The organism is Streptomyces sp. NPDC005181 (genome assembly GCF_040608395.1).
Lineage (GTDB): Bacteria > Actinomycetota > Actinomycetes > Streptomycetales > Streptomycetaceae > Streptomyces.
This window is the reverse complement of record NZ_JBEXID010000019.1, coordinates 75,664-89,345: the sequence shown is the minus strand read 5'-3', so window position 1 is coordinate 89,345 and position 13,682 is coordinate 75,664. Positions and strand designations below refer to the sequence as shown.

Sequence of the window (13,682 nt, the reverse complement as noted above, 5' to 3'; positions counted from 1 at the left end):
CTCTCGGCGTCGGGTCCCGCCTCCGGTTCCCTGGTCAGGACGGCAGGCGCTCGACCATCACGCTGCGTGCCGAGACCGAGTCGACGACAACGACACGTTCGTCCCTGTCGATCGACGTCGCCGACCATGCGGTGTAGGCCTCCGACCCACCCCGTACGGCCACCAGCACTTCGCCCGGGCCACCCTCCGGGATCGGCACGATAACGCGCCCGATCGCCCCGACCGGGCTCAGGCCGGACTCATCTGCGGCTCTCATACGCCCTCGCCCACGCCTCCCTCATGTTTCCAAGGTACTCCGCACCACCCCTCGGGGAACGGCCCCGGACGGCGATGAGCGGACGTCGATATGTGATGGTATGACTGATTCAGAATTCAGACATTCGACGCTGTGTCACAGCGACGACCAGGGAGCCGAACGTGGACGACTACCCCCTGCTCAATCTGTTCTGGACCATGCTCTGGTTCTTCCTCTGGATCATGTGGCTGTTCCTCCTCTTCAAGGTCATCGTGGACATCTTCCGCAGCGACGACCTCGGAGGCTGGGCCAAGGCGGGCTGGCTGATCCTGGCCCTGGTGCTGCCGTACCTCGGCGTCCTGATCTATGTGATCGCGCGCGGCAAAACCATGGGGAAGCGCGACCTCAAGGAGGCCCAGGACAGGGAAGCCGCCTTCAAGGCGTACGTGCGCGAGGCCGCGGGCACCGGCGAGAAGGGCGGCGGCACACCGAAGAGCGGCGGAAGCGTCGACGAACTGGCGAAACTCGCGGACCTCAAGGACCGGGGCGCGATCACGGATGAGGAGTTCCGGCAGGCGAAGACGAAGCTCCTCATCTGAGACCCGTGCCTCGTCCCTCCTCCCTCCTCCCTCCTCCCGGGCGTACTCCTCATCCCAGCCGTCCCGGCCTGCAGTGGACCGGGATCCGCTGGACGCGGTTGTTGCCGAAGCCGCCGCGGTTCCACGGCTGGGTGAGGGGCTGGACCCGGCCCGCCGCATCGGTGGCGCGGGCGGCGAGGACATGACTGCCGGGCGTGGCCGTCCAGAACAACTGCCACCGCTGCCAGGCCCAGAGGTGCACCCCCTCCCCGTCCGGCGCGGTGAGTTCGGCGTCGTACCAGGAGCGGCAGTCGTCCGTGGTCACCTCGACCCGTGTGACCGGCGGCCGCCCCGACCAGGCCCTGCCTTCCAGCAGCACGCGGCCGGGGCGGACGAAACGGATCCTGGACATGAAGTCCGGGCAGCCGGGCGGGATCATCAGCGCCCGTGGGGCGATCCGGGTGACGGGCTCGCCCGGATCACCGGGCTCCTGGTGGTAGCGGTAGGCCGTCGCCTGCTGGAATCCGGTGAACGGGGTGTCGGTGAGCCGGATCTCGCGCAGCCACTTCACATGAGCCATGCCGTACCAGCCGGGCACCACCAGCCGTAGCGGATGGCCGTGCTGCGGTGGCAGCGGCCCGCCGTTCATCCGGTACGCCACCAGCACGTCCGTGTCGTCGCCGGTGGCCACGTCCAGCGGCAGGCTCCGCCGGTAGTCCTGCTCGACGCCCCGCTCGACCCCGTGGTCGGCCCCGCTGAACACGACCTCGACGGCGTCCGGCTCGACCCCGGCCTCGGCGAGCAGCAGCCGCAGCGGCACCCCGGTCCACTCCGCCGTACCGACCGCCTCGACCAGCCACGGCTGGCTGACCGGGCGCGGGGCGAGCAGGGCCCGGCCGTTGCCCGCACACTCCATCGTGACGCGGAGGGTGACGGCCGGGAACGACCGCAGAGCCGCCACGTCCAGCGCCAGCGGTCTGCGGACCCGGCCGTGCACGGTGAGCTGCCAGCCGTGGGAGCGCGCGACGGAGGCGTCGGGGACGTACGGGATGTCGTAATGAACCAGTACGTAGTGCAGTCCGGGCGGAGTGAGGTCGTAACGCAGCGCCTCCAGCGGCAGACCGTGGTTGCGGGCCGCGAGCGCGAGTTCCTCCGGGCTGATGCCCTCGCCGGGCCCGGCGAGGCGCCCCGATGGGCTGATGTCGCCGGCAAAAGGCCCTGGGCGTCCATCCATGGCTTCATGGTGCGCCCGCCGCTGCCCGCCGCCCACCGCTCCCCGGCACCGCATGTCGCTCTTTGCGCGGCCCCGGGCGATTGCACGGCCCCCCGCCCGACGGCAGCGTGGAGAGGTCAGCGGTCCGCGCCCCGGCAAGGAGACGGCTATGGACGGCACCACTCTCGAAGCGATGCGGACCGCGCTGCGCGGCCCGGTCATCGGCCCGCAGGATCCGGAGTACCGCGAGGCCCGCACGGTCTACAACGCCATGATCGACCGGCGTCCGGCTGCCCTGGTGCGGTGCGTGGACGCGGCGGACGTCATGGCCGCGGTCGACTTCGTCCGTACCGAAGGGCTCGAACTCGCTGTCCGGGGCGGCGGGCACAGCGGCGCCGGACTGTGCGTGGTGGACGACGGTGTCACCCTCGACCTGTCGCCCATGCGCTGGGCGGACATCGATCCGAGCGCCCGGACCGCCCGCGTCGGCGGCGGCAGCAGGCTCGCCGACCTCGACCACGCCGCCCACGGCTTCGGGCTGGCCACCCCGGCCGGGATCCAGTCCACCACGGGCGTCGGCGGCCTCACCCTCGGCGGCGGCCACGGCCATCTCACCCGCAGGTACGGCCTGACGGTGGACAACCTCCTTGCGGCGGATGTCGTGCTGGCCGACGGCAGCTTCGTCCCCGCGAACGAGACCGAGAACGCCGACCTGTTCTGGGCGCTGCGCGGCGGCGGCGGGAACTTCGGCATCGTCACCTCGTTCACCTTCCGGCTGCACCCGGTGGACACCGTGGGGGTCGCGATCACCGTGTGGCCGGTCGACCGGACCCGCGAAGTCCTTCAGTGGTACCGGGACTTCCTGCCGCAGGCACCCGAGGACCTGAACGGCTTCTTCGCGGCGCTCAGCGTGCCGCCCGGTCCGCCGTTCCCGGAGGAGCTGCACGGTCAGAAGATATGCGGCGTCGTCTGGTGCTGGACCGGCGACCCCGAGCTCCTCGAAGAGACCCTTGAGGTGGTGAACGAACCGGGTCCGCCGGCCTTCCACTTCACCGCACCGATGCCGTACCCCGCACTGCAGAGCATGTTCGACGAACTGCTCCCGGCCGGCCTGCAGTGGTACTGGCGCGGCAACTTCTTCGACCGGATCACGGACGACGCCATCGACGTACACAGCAAGTACGCCGAGAACCTCCCCACCGATCTGTCGACCATGCACCTGTACCCGGTCGACGGAGCCGCCCACCGGCTCGGCCCCGACGACACGGCCTGGGCCTACCGGGACGCGGTCTGGTCCGGCGTCATCGCGGGCATCGACCCGGACCCGGACAGCGCCGAGAGACTCCGGCAGTGGTGCGTGGACTACTGGGAGGAGTTGCATCCGCACTCGATGGGCGGCACGTACGTCAACTTCATCGGTGCGGGCGAGACCCAGGACCGCGTCCGGGCGACCTACCGCGACCACTACGACCGGCTCGCGGCCGTCAAACGGGCCTACGACCCGGACAACTTCTTCCACGCCAACCAGAACATCGCGCCGACCGGGCGGATCTGACCGCCTCCGGTTCCGCGGTCGTGGGATGCCGTCCGGGGAGCGCGGCAGCCTCATGGGTGTTTTCGTCAAGTTGGTGGAGAATCGTCCCCCAAGGAATACGCGGAGCGGGGAGTGGCCGACATTTCGTACGCGGACATCACGGAGAGCGACTCCGAGATGGTCTACGAGTACGACCTGCTCCCCAGCGGCGCCTTGAGGATCCTGCAGGTGGCGAAGGGGGAAGCCCCGGTCGTCCATGCGATCTACGCACCGGGCCTGTGGTTCCGCGTCGAGGGGCAGTGGCACGGCAACACGGAATAGACGCGGATCGGATCCGCTTTGGACCGATTTGCGGAGTATCGTAGAGGCAAGGACGCACACTCTCACGTGTGGCGCCCTGGAAGGGTCGGCTCCGGTGGCGAGACCATCGGGGCCGCTTCCATGTGCGCGTCAGTCCGGTGAAGCGGGCACGATGCCCGTGTCCATGAGGATCTGCTCCGCGGACGCGCTGTTGCCGTCCTGCACGGCCATGGCCATCGCCGCCCGCGCGGCAGCGGCAGTGGCCTGCGAGGGGATCACCAGGAACGAGAAGTGGTCCTGATGACCACGGGTGACGATCATCGTGCTGTCGTCGACGGCGGACCAGTCGATACGGACGGTCCTGCCCTTGATCACGAGGTGGCCCGGCGCGTCGTCCCAGGCACTCGCATCCAGGCCGACCCGCGCGACGGGTCCCAGCCGAGCGGTCAAGGCATCGATCAGGTCAGGCAGTTGGGACGCCACGTGACGGGTACGCGGCCACCACGCGCCGTCGAAGGTCCCCTCACGGTTGGGGGTCATCTCCATCCGCAGCACCGCGACGCCAGGAACGATCGGCCGACTGCTCGTATCCGCGAGGAGCAGGTGCGGCGCCGGGTCATCGGCAGGGGTACGTGCGTGCACATCGGACGTCATGCCCTCACATCCCTTGCGTCGGGCGCGGCGCCTGGGCGACGACTTCTCGCAGGCGACGGTAGCCCGGACGGGCGCTGTGGCCGCCTTCGGAGTCCCAGACCGTCTCCCGGACGAGGTCCCAGTCGGCCTCGGCCGCGGCCCGGAACAACTCGGCCTCCCGCATCAGTCCGCTCGCGGTGATGCTTCGCGCCGGATCAGCGGCCGCGTTCATCAGCCAGGCGGCGGTGGCCGGGCCGGTCTGCGGCGGGATCACCAGCAGGTCCCAGCGGCCGGTGGCGTAGGAGAACAGCAGCAACTTGTTCGGGTCCTGTTCGGGCTTGAACCAGCCGACGTGGACGACATGCCCTTGGACGGGCACCTTCCGTGGGATCACGGGCCAGACAGTGGGGTTCACCGTCACGCGGGTGATCCGCCCCCACAGCGGGTCGAGCACCGCTGTCAGCGCGGGAAGTTCCGCCGTCAGATCGCGGGAACGCGGCCACCACGCGCCGTCCAGCAGAGCGGGAGCGGTGCCGGCCCGGGCCAGCGAGAGGCGCGGTGGCAACGAGGACAAAGAGAAGGTCCGGTCGTCGACCGCGGACGTGTACAGAATGGTCGCAGTCATGACACGAACCCTGCCCCGGGCCGGTGTGCACCGGCCCGGCGTTGCGAATCGCCAAGAACGCCACGGACTCGGAAGCTCGTGCACGGAATGTTCCTCGTTTATCCAGGATACTCCGGCGGGGCACCCGGCGGGGTGCAGCCGCCTCGCGGAAATGAGCTGCCCCCAACGGATCGAACGGCATGCCGGAAGCCTCCCTTCACCCCACCTGGAAGGAGCACCGCTCGTGTCCTCGTGACCGGCGATTCGTTACCCCCACCGTGATCATCTCTACCGTCGCCCGGCGCCTGGCCGCCGCCTCGCTGACCGCCGCCGCCCTGGCCGCCCCCGTGCTCATGTCTCCGCCCGCGCACGCCGAGTCCCGGGGAGCCATCCTCTTCCTGACCGTCTCCGGCAGCGACAACACCTGGATCCGCGGCATCGGCCTCCAGTGTCCGGCCTCCTCCCAGAGCATCTACCCGAAGGCGGCGCAGGCGTGCGCCGCGCTGGACAAGGCCGAAGGTGACTTCAACAGGCTGCCCGGCAACCCGCAACTGTGCCCGATGATCTACGACCCCGTCACGGTCACCGCGCACGGGACGTACAACGGTCACAGGGTGAACTGGCAGCGCACCTACCCGAGCGCCTGCGCCATGGAAGCGGCCGCAGGACCCGTCTTCGGATTCTGACCCGGGCTTCGCCCTCGAACGCCCTTGCCCGGCCCACGCGCCGGGCAAGGGCGTTCCGCTGCCCCGGCCGAGGGCGTCGGCGGCGCACGTATGGCGATGCTCACCCGCCGGAACGATCTCGCCGGTCAGCGCGAACAGTAGAGTTTCGGCTGCGTCAGCCCCCGAACACCGAGGTACCGGCCGTGATCCCCGCAGAGCCCGCACTACCCCCGCCCCCTGCGCCGACCGTGGTGGGGATCGGCGCCGACGGGTGGGAGGGGCTGCCGGAGAGCTCGCGTGCGGTGCTGCTCGACGCGCAGGCGGTGATCGGCGGTGCGCGGCAGCTGGACCTGCTGCCGCCGGTCTGTACGGGGCGCCGCGTGCCGTGGCCCTCTCCGCTGCGGCCTGCCGTGGCCGGTCTGCTCGACGCACATCGAGGGCTCCGGGTCGCCGTGCTGGCCAGTGGCGACCCCATGTTCTACGGCATCGGGCGCGCGCTCTGCGAGGAGTTGGGCGCCGGGAACCTCCGCGTCCTGCCGCATCCGTCGTCCGTCTCCTACGCCTGTGCCCGGCTCGGCTGGCCACTGGAGGACACCGAGGTCGTCACCCTCGTCGGCCGCCCGCCGGCCCGGCTGGCCGCCGCCCTGCACGACGGCCGGCGGCTGCTGGTGCTGAGCGCGGGCGCGGGCACCCCCGGTGACGTGGCCGCGCTGCTGTGCGCGCACGGCTTCGGGCCCAGCCGCATGCGGGTGCTGGAGCGGCTCGGCGGCGAGGCCGAGGCGGTCGTCACCGGCACGGCCGACGGCTGGCCGCATCCGCCGGGCGACCCGCTGAACGTCATCGCGGTCGAGTGCCGCCGCGCCCCGGACGCGCTGCGGCTCGGGGCCGTACCCGGACTCCCGGACCTCGCGTACGAACATGACGGGCAACTCACCAAGCGACACGTGCGCGCAGCCACTCTCGGGGCACTGGCCCCGGCCCCCGGCGAGTTGCTCTGGGACATCGGCGGCGGTTCCGGGTCGATCGCCGTCGAGTGGATGCGTACGCACCCCTCCTGCCGTGCCGTCACCGTCGAACGCGATCCGGTGCGGGCCGAACGCATCACCCGTAACGCGGACCGGCTCGGCGTCCCCGCGCTGCGTGTGGTCACCGGCCGGGCCCCGGAGGCGCTCGCCGGACTGCCGGTCCCGGACGCCGTGTTCATCGGCGGCGGGCTGACCGTGCCGGGGCTGCTCGACGCCTGCTGGGACGCGCTGCCGCCCGGCGGACGGCTGGTCGCCAACACCGTGACCTTGGAGTCCGAGGCGCTGCTCGCCGAGCGGTACCGGCGCCACGGCGGCGAGCTGGTGCGGCTCGCGGTGGCGCACGCCGTGCCGGTCGGCGGGTTCACCGGCTGGCGGCAGGCCATGCCGGTCACCCAGTGGTCCGTGTGCAAGCCCGTCGGCACCCCCCGGATACCGCCCTCACCGTCCTCATCAGGAGAGAACAACAGATGACCGTGTACTTCATCGGCGCCGGGCCCGGCGCCGCCGACCTGATCACGGTGCGCGGTGCGCGGACACTCGCCGCTTGTCAGGTCTGTCTGTACGCGGGCAGCCTGGTCCCCCGCGAACTGCTCGCCGAGTGCCCGGCGGACGCCCGTCTGGTGGACACCGCGCAGCTCAACCTCGACGAGATCACCGTCGAGCTGGTACGCGCCCACGAGGACGGGCACGACGTGGCCCGGCTGCACTCCGGCGACCCGTCCGTCTTCAGCGCGGTCGCCGAGCAGATGCGGCGGCTCGACGCGGCGGGCGTGCCGTACGAAGTGGTGCCCGGCGTACCGGCGTTCGCGGCGGCCGCCGCAGCGCTGAAGCGGGAGCTGACCGTGCCGACCGTCGGCCAGACCGTCATCCTCACCCGGATCGCCCACCGCGCCACCGCCATGCCGGACGGCGAGGACCTGGCGACGCTCGGGCGCAGCGGTGCGCTGATCGTGCTGCACCTGGCCGCCCGGTACGTGGACCGGGTGGTCGAGGAGCTGCTGCCGCACTACGGGGCCGACTGCCCGGCCGCCGTGGTGGCCATGGTGTCCCGCCCGGACGAGCTGATCCTGCGCGGTTCGCTCAGCGACATCGCCGGCCAGGTCAAGGCCGCGGGAGTCATCCGTACCGCAGTCATCATGGTCGGCCGCACGCTGGGCGCCGAGCAGTTCCGCGACAGCCACCTGTACTCGGCGGAGCGCGAGCGGCACGTCTGCTGACCCGGTCGCCCGGCCGGCGTCAGCGCGGCTCGCTGCGGCCCACGACGGTGCCCGCGCGGTCGATGCAGATGACGTCCACGGCCACCGGCGCCCCGCGCAGCACCGACAGCGCCTGGTCGCGGGCGGCCACCGCGACCAGGTCACCCAGCGGGACCCCGGCCGCCGCGCACAGCTGAAGGGCGGCCAGGCCCGTGTTGGCGTCCGCCACTTCGGCGGCCAGGGCCGCGTCCGCGCCGCCCTGCCGGGCGAGTCCGGCGAGGAACCCCTTGTCGACCTGCGAGCGGGCCGAGTGCAGATCCAGATGGCCCGCCGCAAGCTTCGACAGCTTCGCGAACCCGCCGCAGACCGTCAGCCGGTCCACCGGATGCCTGCGGACGTACTTGAGCACCGCCCCCGCGAAGTCCCCCATGTCGAGCAGGGCGATCTCCGGCAGGCCGTACTCGGCGACGACGGTCTTCTCCGAGGTCGAACCCGTGCACCCGGCCACATGCGTATGCCCTGCCGCCCGGGCCACGTCCACGCCACGGCGGATCGAGTCGATCCACGCCGAGCAGGAGTACGGGACCACGATTCCGGTCGTGCCGAGGATCGACAGACCGCCCAGGATGCCCAGGCGCGGGTTCCACGTCGAGCGGGCGATCTCCTCGCCGTGGTCGACCGAGACGGTGATCTCGGCGTCGCCCGTGGCCCCGTGCTCCGCCGCCACCCGCGCGATGTGGTCGCGCATCATCTGCCGGGGCACCGGGTTAATCGCGGGCTCACCGACGTCGAGCGGCAGACCGGGGCGGGTCACCGTGCCCACCCCCGGACCGGCCCGGAACACCACACCCGAACCGGGTGGCAGGCGGCGCACGGTGGCCCGTACCAGCGCGCCGTGCGTCACGTCCGGATCGTCGCCCGCGTCCTTGACCACGCCCACGGTCGCCCGCTCCCCGTCGAGCTCCTCCACCGCCAGCGCGAACGCGGGGGCCTGGCCCTTCGGCAGCATGATGGCCACCGGATCGGGGAAGTCGCCGGTCAGCAGGGCCGTGTACGCGGCGGTGGCTGCCGCGGTGGCACAGGCGCCGGTCGTCCAGCCGGGCCGCAGACCGGTGTGTTTGAGTTGAGCGCTGCGCCCGCCCTTCGCCTCACTCATGTCTGGACCGATCCCATGCACGTACTCGTCCTCGGTGGCACGACGGAGGCCCGCCGCCTCGCCGGGAGTCTGGCGGAGGCGCTCCCCGCCGGGGCCCGGGTCACCAGCTCGCTCGCCGGCCGGGTGGCCCGTCCGAAGCTGCCGCCCGGCGAGGTGCGGGTCGGCGGGTTCGGCGGAGCCGACGGGCTCGCCGAGTGGCTGCGTACGCACCGGGTCGACGCGCTCATCGACGCCACCCATCCTTTCGCCGGGACGATCAGTTTCCACGCGGCCTCGGCCGCCGCCGCCGCCCATGTTCCCCTGCTCGCGCTGCGCCGGCCCGGCTGGGTGCCCGTCGACGGCGACCGCTGGCATCCCGTCGGGTCGCTGGACGAGGCGGCCGCCGCCCTGCCCGCACTGGGCCGCCGCGTCTTCCTGACCACCGGCCGGATGGGACTCGCCGCCTTCGCCGGCCTCGACTCCCTGTGGTTCCTGATGCGGTCGGTGGACGCCCCCGACGGGCCGCACCCGGCGCGGATGGAGGTCCTGCTGGACCGGGGGCCCTTCACCCTCGACGGCGAGCGCGAGCTGATCCGCCGTCACCGCGTCGATGTCCTCGTCACGAAGGACAGCGGGGGCGACGCCACCGCACCGAAGCTGGCCGCCGCCCGGGAGGCCGGCATCCCGGTGGTGGTGGTCCGCCGGCCGCCGGTCCCGGAGGGCGTACCGGTGGTCGGCACGCCGGAACACGCGGTGGAGTGGCTGGCCGGCCTGCCGCTGTAGGACCGACCGGCCGGCCGGCACGCCCGAGGTCCGGTCGGCCCGCGCCGAGGCCGGCCCTCAGACCTCCGGGTACCGCCGCGGTGTCCACACGATCTGCCGGCCGTCCCCCCGCCGCACCGATCGCGTCTGCGAGGACCCGATCAGCAGGATCGTCCGCATGTCGACCTCGGCCGGATCCAGCTCGGCCAGCGTGACGATCCGTACGCTCTCCGCGGGGCCGCCCACGTCCCGGCCCACCACCACCGGTGTTTCCGGCGAACGGTGCTCCAGCAGCAGGTCGCGGGCCTTGCCGACCTGCTCGGCGCGGGTCCGCGAACCCGGGTTGTACAGCGCGAGCACCAGATCCGCCGCCGCGGCCGCGCGCAGCCGGGCGGCGATCACCTCCCACGGCTTGAGCCGGTCGGAGAGCGAGATCGTGGCGTAGTCGTGGCCGAGCGGCGCGCCCGCACGGGCGGCGGCGGCGTTGGCCGCGGTCACACCGGGCAGCACCCGCACGGGCACCTTCGCGTACGCGTCCTGCGAGGCCACCTCCAGTACGGCGGTCGCCATGGCGAAGATCCCCGGATCGCCGCCCGACACGACGGCCACGCGGCGGCCCCGGCGGGCGAGGTCGAGGGCGAACTCGGCACGCTCCGACTCCACCTTGTTGTCGGAGCCGTGGCGCAGCTGGCCGGGGCGGACCGGGACCCGGTCCAGATACGTGGTGTAGCCGACGAGATCGTCGGCGGCGGCCAGCGCCCCACGGGTCTCCGGGGTCAGCCACAGCGGTCCGGCAGGTCCGGTACCGACGACCACGACCTCACCGGTGCCGGCCGCGTCCGCACTCGCTTCCGGGCGGGATGCGCCGATCCGGCTGGGAAGCACCGCGACGGCGAAGTACGGCACGGAGTCCGGGTCGGTGTCCGCCAGATCGCCGGTACGCTCCCCGGCCATCGTGGCCCGCTCCACGTAATGCGCCTCGTCGAGCCGCCCCGACGCCTCGAAGGCGCGGCGCACAGCGGGGAACGTACGCCCCAGCTTCATCACCACGGCGGCGTCGGTGGCGGCCAGCCTGGCCGTCAGCTCCTCCTCCGGCAGCGTGCCGGGCAGGATCGTCAGCACCTCCTCGCCCTCGACGAGGGGGGTGCCGAGCCGGGCGGCGGCCGCGCTGACCGAAGTGACGCCGGGGATCACCTCGGTGGGATAGCGGCCGGCGAGCCGCTTGTGCATGTGCATGTACGAGCCGTAGAACATCGGGTCGCCCTCGGCGAGCACCGCCACCGTCCGTCCGGCGTCCAGGTGCACCGCCAGCCGGGCCGCGGCCTCGCCGTAGAACTCCTCCATCGCACCCCGGTAGCCCCCGGGGTGGTCGGTGGTCTCCGTCGTGACCGGGTAGACCAGCTTCTCCTCGATGTGGTCGGCGCGGATGTGCTCGGCGGCGATGGAGCGCGCGATGGACCGTCCGTGGCGGGCGCTGTGATAGGCGATGACATCGGCCTCGGCGATGGTCTGCACCGCGCGTACGGTCATCAGTGCGGGATCGCCGGGCCCGAGTCCCACCCCGTACAGCCGGCCCGTGTTCTGCTCGCTCACTCTTACTCTTCCTCGCTGGCGATCGCGTTGAGCGCGGCCGCGGCTATGGCGCTGCCGCCGCGACGGCCCCGTACGACCAGGTGTTCCAGACCGGACGGATGGTCGGCCAGGGCGTCCTTGGACTCGGCGGCTCCGACGAAGCCGACGGGCACACCGATGACTGCGGCCGGGCGGGGAGCGCCCTCCTCGATCATCTCGAGCAGCCGGAACAGTGCGGTCGGCGCGTTGCCCACGGCCACCACCGCCCCCTCCATGCGGTCCCGCCACAGCTCCATCGCGGCGGCGCTGCGGGTCGTGCCCAGCTTCGCGGCGAGATCGGGGACCGTGGGGTCCGACAGGGTGCAGATGACCTCGTTGTCGGCGGGCAGCCGCTTACGGGTGACCCCGCTGGCGACCATGGCCACGTCGCACAGGATCGGCGCACCGGACCGCAGTGCCCGGCGGGCACTGGCCACCACGCCCGGGGTGAAGCCGATGTCGCGTACGAGGTCGACCATGCCGCAGGCGTGGATCATGCGGACTGCGATCTGGCTGATGTCGGCGGGCAGGCCCGCGAGATCCGCCTCGGCGCGGATGGCGGCGAAGGACTGGCGGTAGATCGCCGGTCCGTCCTTCTCGTACTGGAACACGGTGGTTTCGCTCTCTCCGGTCGGTGGGTGGTCGGGCTGACGGACTGCGGGGCCCTGGGGCCGGTGGTTCAGCTACAGGTGCGGCGGGCGGCCGTCACTGCGGCGGCCAGGTCGGACGGGCTGCCGTGGACCGTCACGGGGCCGCCCCGCACGTCGCCGCGCACCCGGGACACCTCGTGCCCGCCGGGGACGGCGACGACGTCGACCCAGGTGCCCTTGGGGTGGCCGCACCGGCGTTCACAGCCGGACCAGTGCACAGGGAGTCGCGCGGTGCCCGGTTCCCCGGCCGTCACCACGGCCTCCGCGTCCCCCCGTACATCGGCCAGGGACTTCGCACAGCCCGGCCGGCCGATGCAGGCCCCGACCCCGGTCCACGCGGAGTCGGGCCCGACGACCAGTCCGGCCGTGCCCCACTCGGCCAGCCGCGCGGCCGCCTCTTCGCGCGCCACACCTGTCACGACGACGCTCCGCCAGGGGGTCAGCCGCACCTCACCGCCCGCGCGGGTCAGGCTCTCCCACTGCGTGCCGGTCAGCCGCCCGAGCGGCACACCCGCACAGAGCGCGGCCGGGCCGGAGGTACCGCGGGCGCCGACGAGTCCGTACCCGGGCTCCTGCGCCCCCGTCGCCGGTGTTTCGTGCTCCACGCGGGCCGTGTCAACTCCCGCCGCACGCAGCGCCGTTCCGGTCATCTCCAGCAACTCTTCGGAAGAAAGCGGAAGTTCGGTCACCCGCCAGGCGCCCGCCTCCCGCGCCACGTCCAGAAACGTCTCGGCGGCCAGGAGCGCGGCGCGGGGCGCATCCACCGCGGAGACCCTCAGATCCGCCCCCGCAGTCCCGACCCGCAGCAGCGCACTCCCGTCGCTCCGGCCCAGCAACGTCACATCCGCACCCAGGGCATCCACGTCACCCCGGCCGTCGTCGAGCGCGAACAGAAAGCGGCCGGACAACCCGGCCGCTTTGTCACTTCCGCACAACAGCTCGTCCAGCGCGGTCAGCCACGGCCGGACGTCCGACCGGCCCCGGCCGTCGAGCCCGGAGAGCGGGGAGGCCACCACGTTACGTATCCGCTCATGGCGCCAGGACGGCAGCAGCCCTGCCCCGCCGAGGAGTTCCGCGAGCCGTCCGCCGCACTCCTGGCCGAGCCCGCGCAACTGGACATTGCCCCGCGAAGTGAGATGCAGCTCACCGTCGCCCAACTCCCGTGCGGCCTCCCGGAGCACGTCCGCCTGCCGGATGCTCAGCACACCACCGGGGATCCGCACCCGCGCGAGCGCGCCGTCGTCCGCCCGGTGCAGCCGCAGCGACCCCGGGCAGGCATCGCCACGTTCCCGGGACGGGGACTCCCCCGGGGACGACGTCGGGGTGGGCGAAGTGGACATGGCGGCGAGCATACCGACCATCATCCTGAGCTGTATGAATCCCATCCGATGTATGACCCTTACTATGCCTAGCAGCGGGCCACCCGGTCCGGCATCGCCAGAAACGGCGACATGGGAGGAAGCCCGGTGCGAGTCCGGCGCGGTCCCGCCACTGTGAGTCCGGCTGCAACGGCCGGGCGAGTCAGGAACTCCTGTCGTCCG

General features: G+C 72.3%; 15 protein-coding genes and 1 riboswitch. Of the genes, 7 read left to right on the top strand and 8 right to left on the bottom strand.

Annotated elements, in window-relative coordinates; translation table 11 throughout:
- Positions 1 to 34: 34 nt before the first annotated feature.
- A complete protein-coding gene (locus ABZV38_RS15545; RefSeq protein WP_356327323.1) occupies positions 35 to 256 on the bottom strand; it encodes a hypothetical protein in 222 nt (73 codons plus the stop codon).
- Positions 257 to 417: 161 nt separating this feature from the next.
- On the opposite strand from ABZV38_RS15545, the gene ABZV38_RS15540 reads away from it, so the two are divergent.
- Positions 418 to 834 (top strand): SHOCT domain-containing protein, encoded by a 417-nt coding sequence (locus tag ABZV38_RS15540; RefSeq protein WP_356327322.1) that lies wholly within the window; start codon positions 418 to 420, stop codon positions 832 to 834.
- A gap of 49 nt (positions 835 to 883) precedes the next feature.
- On the opposite strand, the gene ABZV38_RS15535 is transcribed toward ABZV38_RS15540, so the two are convergent.
- The gene (locus ABZV38_RS15535) at positions 884 to 2,047 is read right to left on the bottom strand and encodes a sulfite oxidase (RefSeq protein WP_356327321.1); all 1,164 of its coding nucleotides are present in this window, start codon (positions 2,045 to 2,047) and stop codon (positions 884 to 886) included.
- Positions 2,048 to 2,195: 148 nt separating this feature from the next.
- Between ABZV38_RS15535 and ABZV38_RS15530 the strand changes: the two genes are divergently transcribed.
- Entirely contained in the window at positions 2,196 to 3,581 is a 1,386-nt protein-coding gene (locus ABZV38_RS15530; protein WP_356327320.1) for an FAD-binding oxidoreductase, read from the top strand.
- Positions 3,582 to 3,692: 111 nt separating this feature from the next.
- The gene (locus ABZV38_RS15525; RefSeq protein ID WP_356327319.1) at positions 3,693 to 3,881 is read left to right on the top strand and encodes a hypothetical protein; all 189 of its coding nucleotides are present in this window, start codon (positions 3,693 to 3,695) and stop codon (positions 3,879 to 3,881) included.
- A gap of 129 nt (positions 3,882 to 4,010) precedes the next feature.
- Here the strand turns inward: ABZV38_RS15525 and ABZV38_RS15520 are convergent, their stop codons facing one another.
- The gene (locus tag ABZV38_RS15520) at positions 4,011 to 4,514 is read right to left on the bottom strand and encodes a DUF5994 family protein (protein ID WP_356327318.1); all 504 of its coding nucleotides are present in this window, start codon (positions 4,512 to 4,514) and stop codon (positions 4,011 to 4,013) included.
- A 4-nt stretch (positions 4,515 to 4,518) separates the two neighbouring features.
- Complete coding sequence (locus ABZV38_RS15515; RefSeq protein ID WP_356327317.1) at positions 4,519 to 5,118, bottom strand: DUF5994 family protein; 600 nt, start codon at positions 5,116 to 5,118, stop codon at positions 4,519 to 4,521.
- Positions 5,119 to 5,375: 257 nt separating this feature from the next.
- Here ABZV38_RS15515 and ABZV38_RS15510 point away from each other — a divergent pair, with 257 nt between their 5' ends.
- From ABZV38_RS15510 to cobM, 3 genes are all read left to right on the top strand, one after another.
- Positions 5,376 to 5,783: an SSI family serine proteinase inhibitor gene (locus ABZV38_RS15510; protein WP_356327316.1), complete on the top strand. Its 408-nt coding sequence runs from the start codon at positions 5,376 to 5,378 to the stop codon at positions 5,781 to 5,783.
- Positions 5,784 to 5,965: 182 nt separating this feature from the next.
- Positions 5,966 to 7,258 (top strand): precorrin-6y C5,15-methyltransferase (decarboxylating) subunit CbiE, encoded by a 1,293-nt coding sequence (gene cbiE, locus ABZV38_RS15505; RefSeq protein ID WP_356327315.1) that lies wholly within the window; start codon positions 5,966 to 5,968, stop codon positions 7,256 to 7,258.
- Positions 7,255 to 8,004, top strand: a complete 750-nt coding sequence (gene cobM, locus ABZV38_RS15500; RefSeq protein ID WP_356327314.1) for a precorrin-4 C(11)-methyltransferase — start codon at positions 7,255 to 7,257, stop codon at positions 8,002 to 8,004. Before cbiE ends, cobM begins: the two co-directional genes overlap by 4 nt.
- Positions 8,005 to 8,023: 19 nt before the next feature.
- Here cobM and ABZV38_RS15495 read toward each other — a convergent pair whose 3' ends face one another.
- Positions 8,024 to 9,139 carry a cobalt-precorrin-5B (C(1))-methyltransferase gene (locus ABZV38_RS15495; protein WP_356327313.1) on the bottom strand — a complete coding sequence of 372 codons (1,116 nt, stop codon included), beginning with the start codon at positions 9,137 to 9,139 and terminating at the stop codon, positions 8,024 to 8,026.
- A gap of 15 nt (positions 9,140 to 9,154) precedes the next feature.
- Between ABZV38_RS15495 and ABZV38_RS15490 the strand changes: the two genes are divergently transcribed.
- Entirely contained in the window at positions 9,155 to 9,901 is a 747-nt protein-coding gene (locus ABZV38_RS15490; protein WP_356327312.1) for a cobalt-precorrin-6A reductase, read from the top strand.
- A gap of 57 nt (positions 9,902 to 9,958) precedes the next feature.
- Here ABZV38_RS15490 and ABZV38_RS15485 read toward each other — a convergent pair whose 3' ends face one another.
- The 3 genes from ABZV38_RS15485 to cobG all read right to left on the bottom strand — a co-directional run bounded on the left by ABZV38_RS15485 (position 9,959) and on the right by cobG (position 13,493).
- Positions 9,959 to 11,473: a precorrin-2 C(20)-methyltransferase gene (locus ABZV38_RS15485; RefSeq protein ID WP_356327311.1), complete on the bottom strand. Its 1,515-nt coding sequence runs from the start codon at positions 11,471 to 11,473 to the stop codon at positions 9,959 to 9,961.
- A gap of 2 nt (positions 11,474 to 11,475) precedes the next feature.
- On the bottom strand, positions 11,476 to 12,102 hold the full coding sequence (locus tag ABZV38_RS15480) for a precorrin-8X methylmutase (RefSeq protein ID WP_356327310.1): 627 nt from the start codon (positions 12,100 to 12,102) through the stop codon (positions 11,476 to 11,478).
- A gap of 68 nt (positions 12,103 to 12,170) precedes the next feature.
- On the bottom strand, positions 12,171 to 13,493 hold the full coding sequence (cobG, locus tag ABZV38_RS15475) for a precorrin-3B synthase (protein WP_356327309.1): 1,323 nt from the start codon (positions 13,491 to 13,493) through the stop codon (positions 12,171 to 12,173).
- 103 nt (positions 13,494 to 13,596) lie between these two features.
- Positions 13,597 to 13,672: riboswitch (cobalamin riboswitch) on the top strand.
- Positions 13,673 to 13,682 lie beyond the last annotated feature (10 nt).

Bases quoted from the DNA above. Each gene is read 5' to 3' on its own strand.
- ABZV38_RS15545 (WP_356327323.1), bottom strand. From the start codon at position 256: ATGAGAGCCGCAGATGAGTCCGGCCTGAGCCCGGTCGGGGCGATCGGG.
- ABZV38_RS15535 (WP_356327321.1), bottom strand. From the start codon at position 2,047: ATGGATGGACGCCCAGGGCCTTTTGCCGGCGACATCAGCCCATCGGGG.
- ABZV38_RS15530 (WP_356327320.1), top strand. From the start codon at position 2,196: ATGGACGGCACCACTCTCGAAGCGATGCGGACCGCGCTGCGCGGCCCG.
- ABZV38_RS15520 (WP_356327318.1), bottom strand. From the start codon at position 4,514: ATGACGTCCGATGTGCACGCACGTACCCCTGCCGATGACCCGGCGCCG.
- ABZV38_RS15515 (WP_356327317.1), bottom strand. From the start codon at position 5,118: ATGACTGCGACCATTCTGTACACGTCCGCGGTCGACGACCGGACCTTC.
- cobM (WP_356327314.1), top strand. From the start codon at position 7,255: ATGACCGTGTACTTCATCGGCGCCGGGCCCGGCGCCGCCGACCTGATC.
- ABZV38_RS15495 (WP_356327313.1), bottom strand. From the start codon at position 9,139: ATGAGTGAGGCGAAGGGCGGGCGCAGCGCTCAACTCAAACACACCGGT.
- ABZV38_RS15490 (WP_356327312.1), top strand. From the start codon at position 9,155: ATGCACGTACTCGTCCTCGGTGGCACGACGGAGGCCCGCCGCCTCGCC.
- cobG (WP_356327309.1), bottom strand. From the start codon at position 13,493: ATGCTCGCCGCCATGTCCACTTCGCCCACCCCGACGTCGTCCCCGGGG.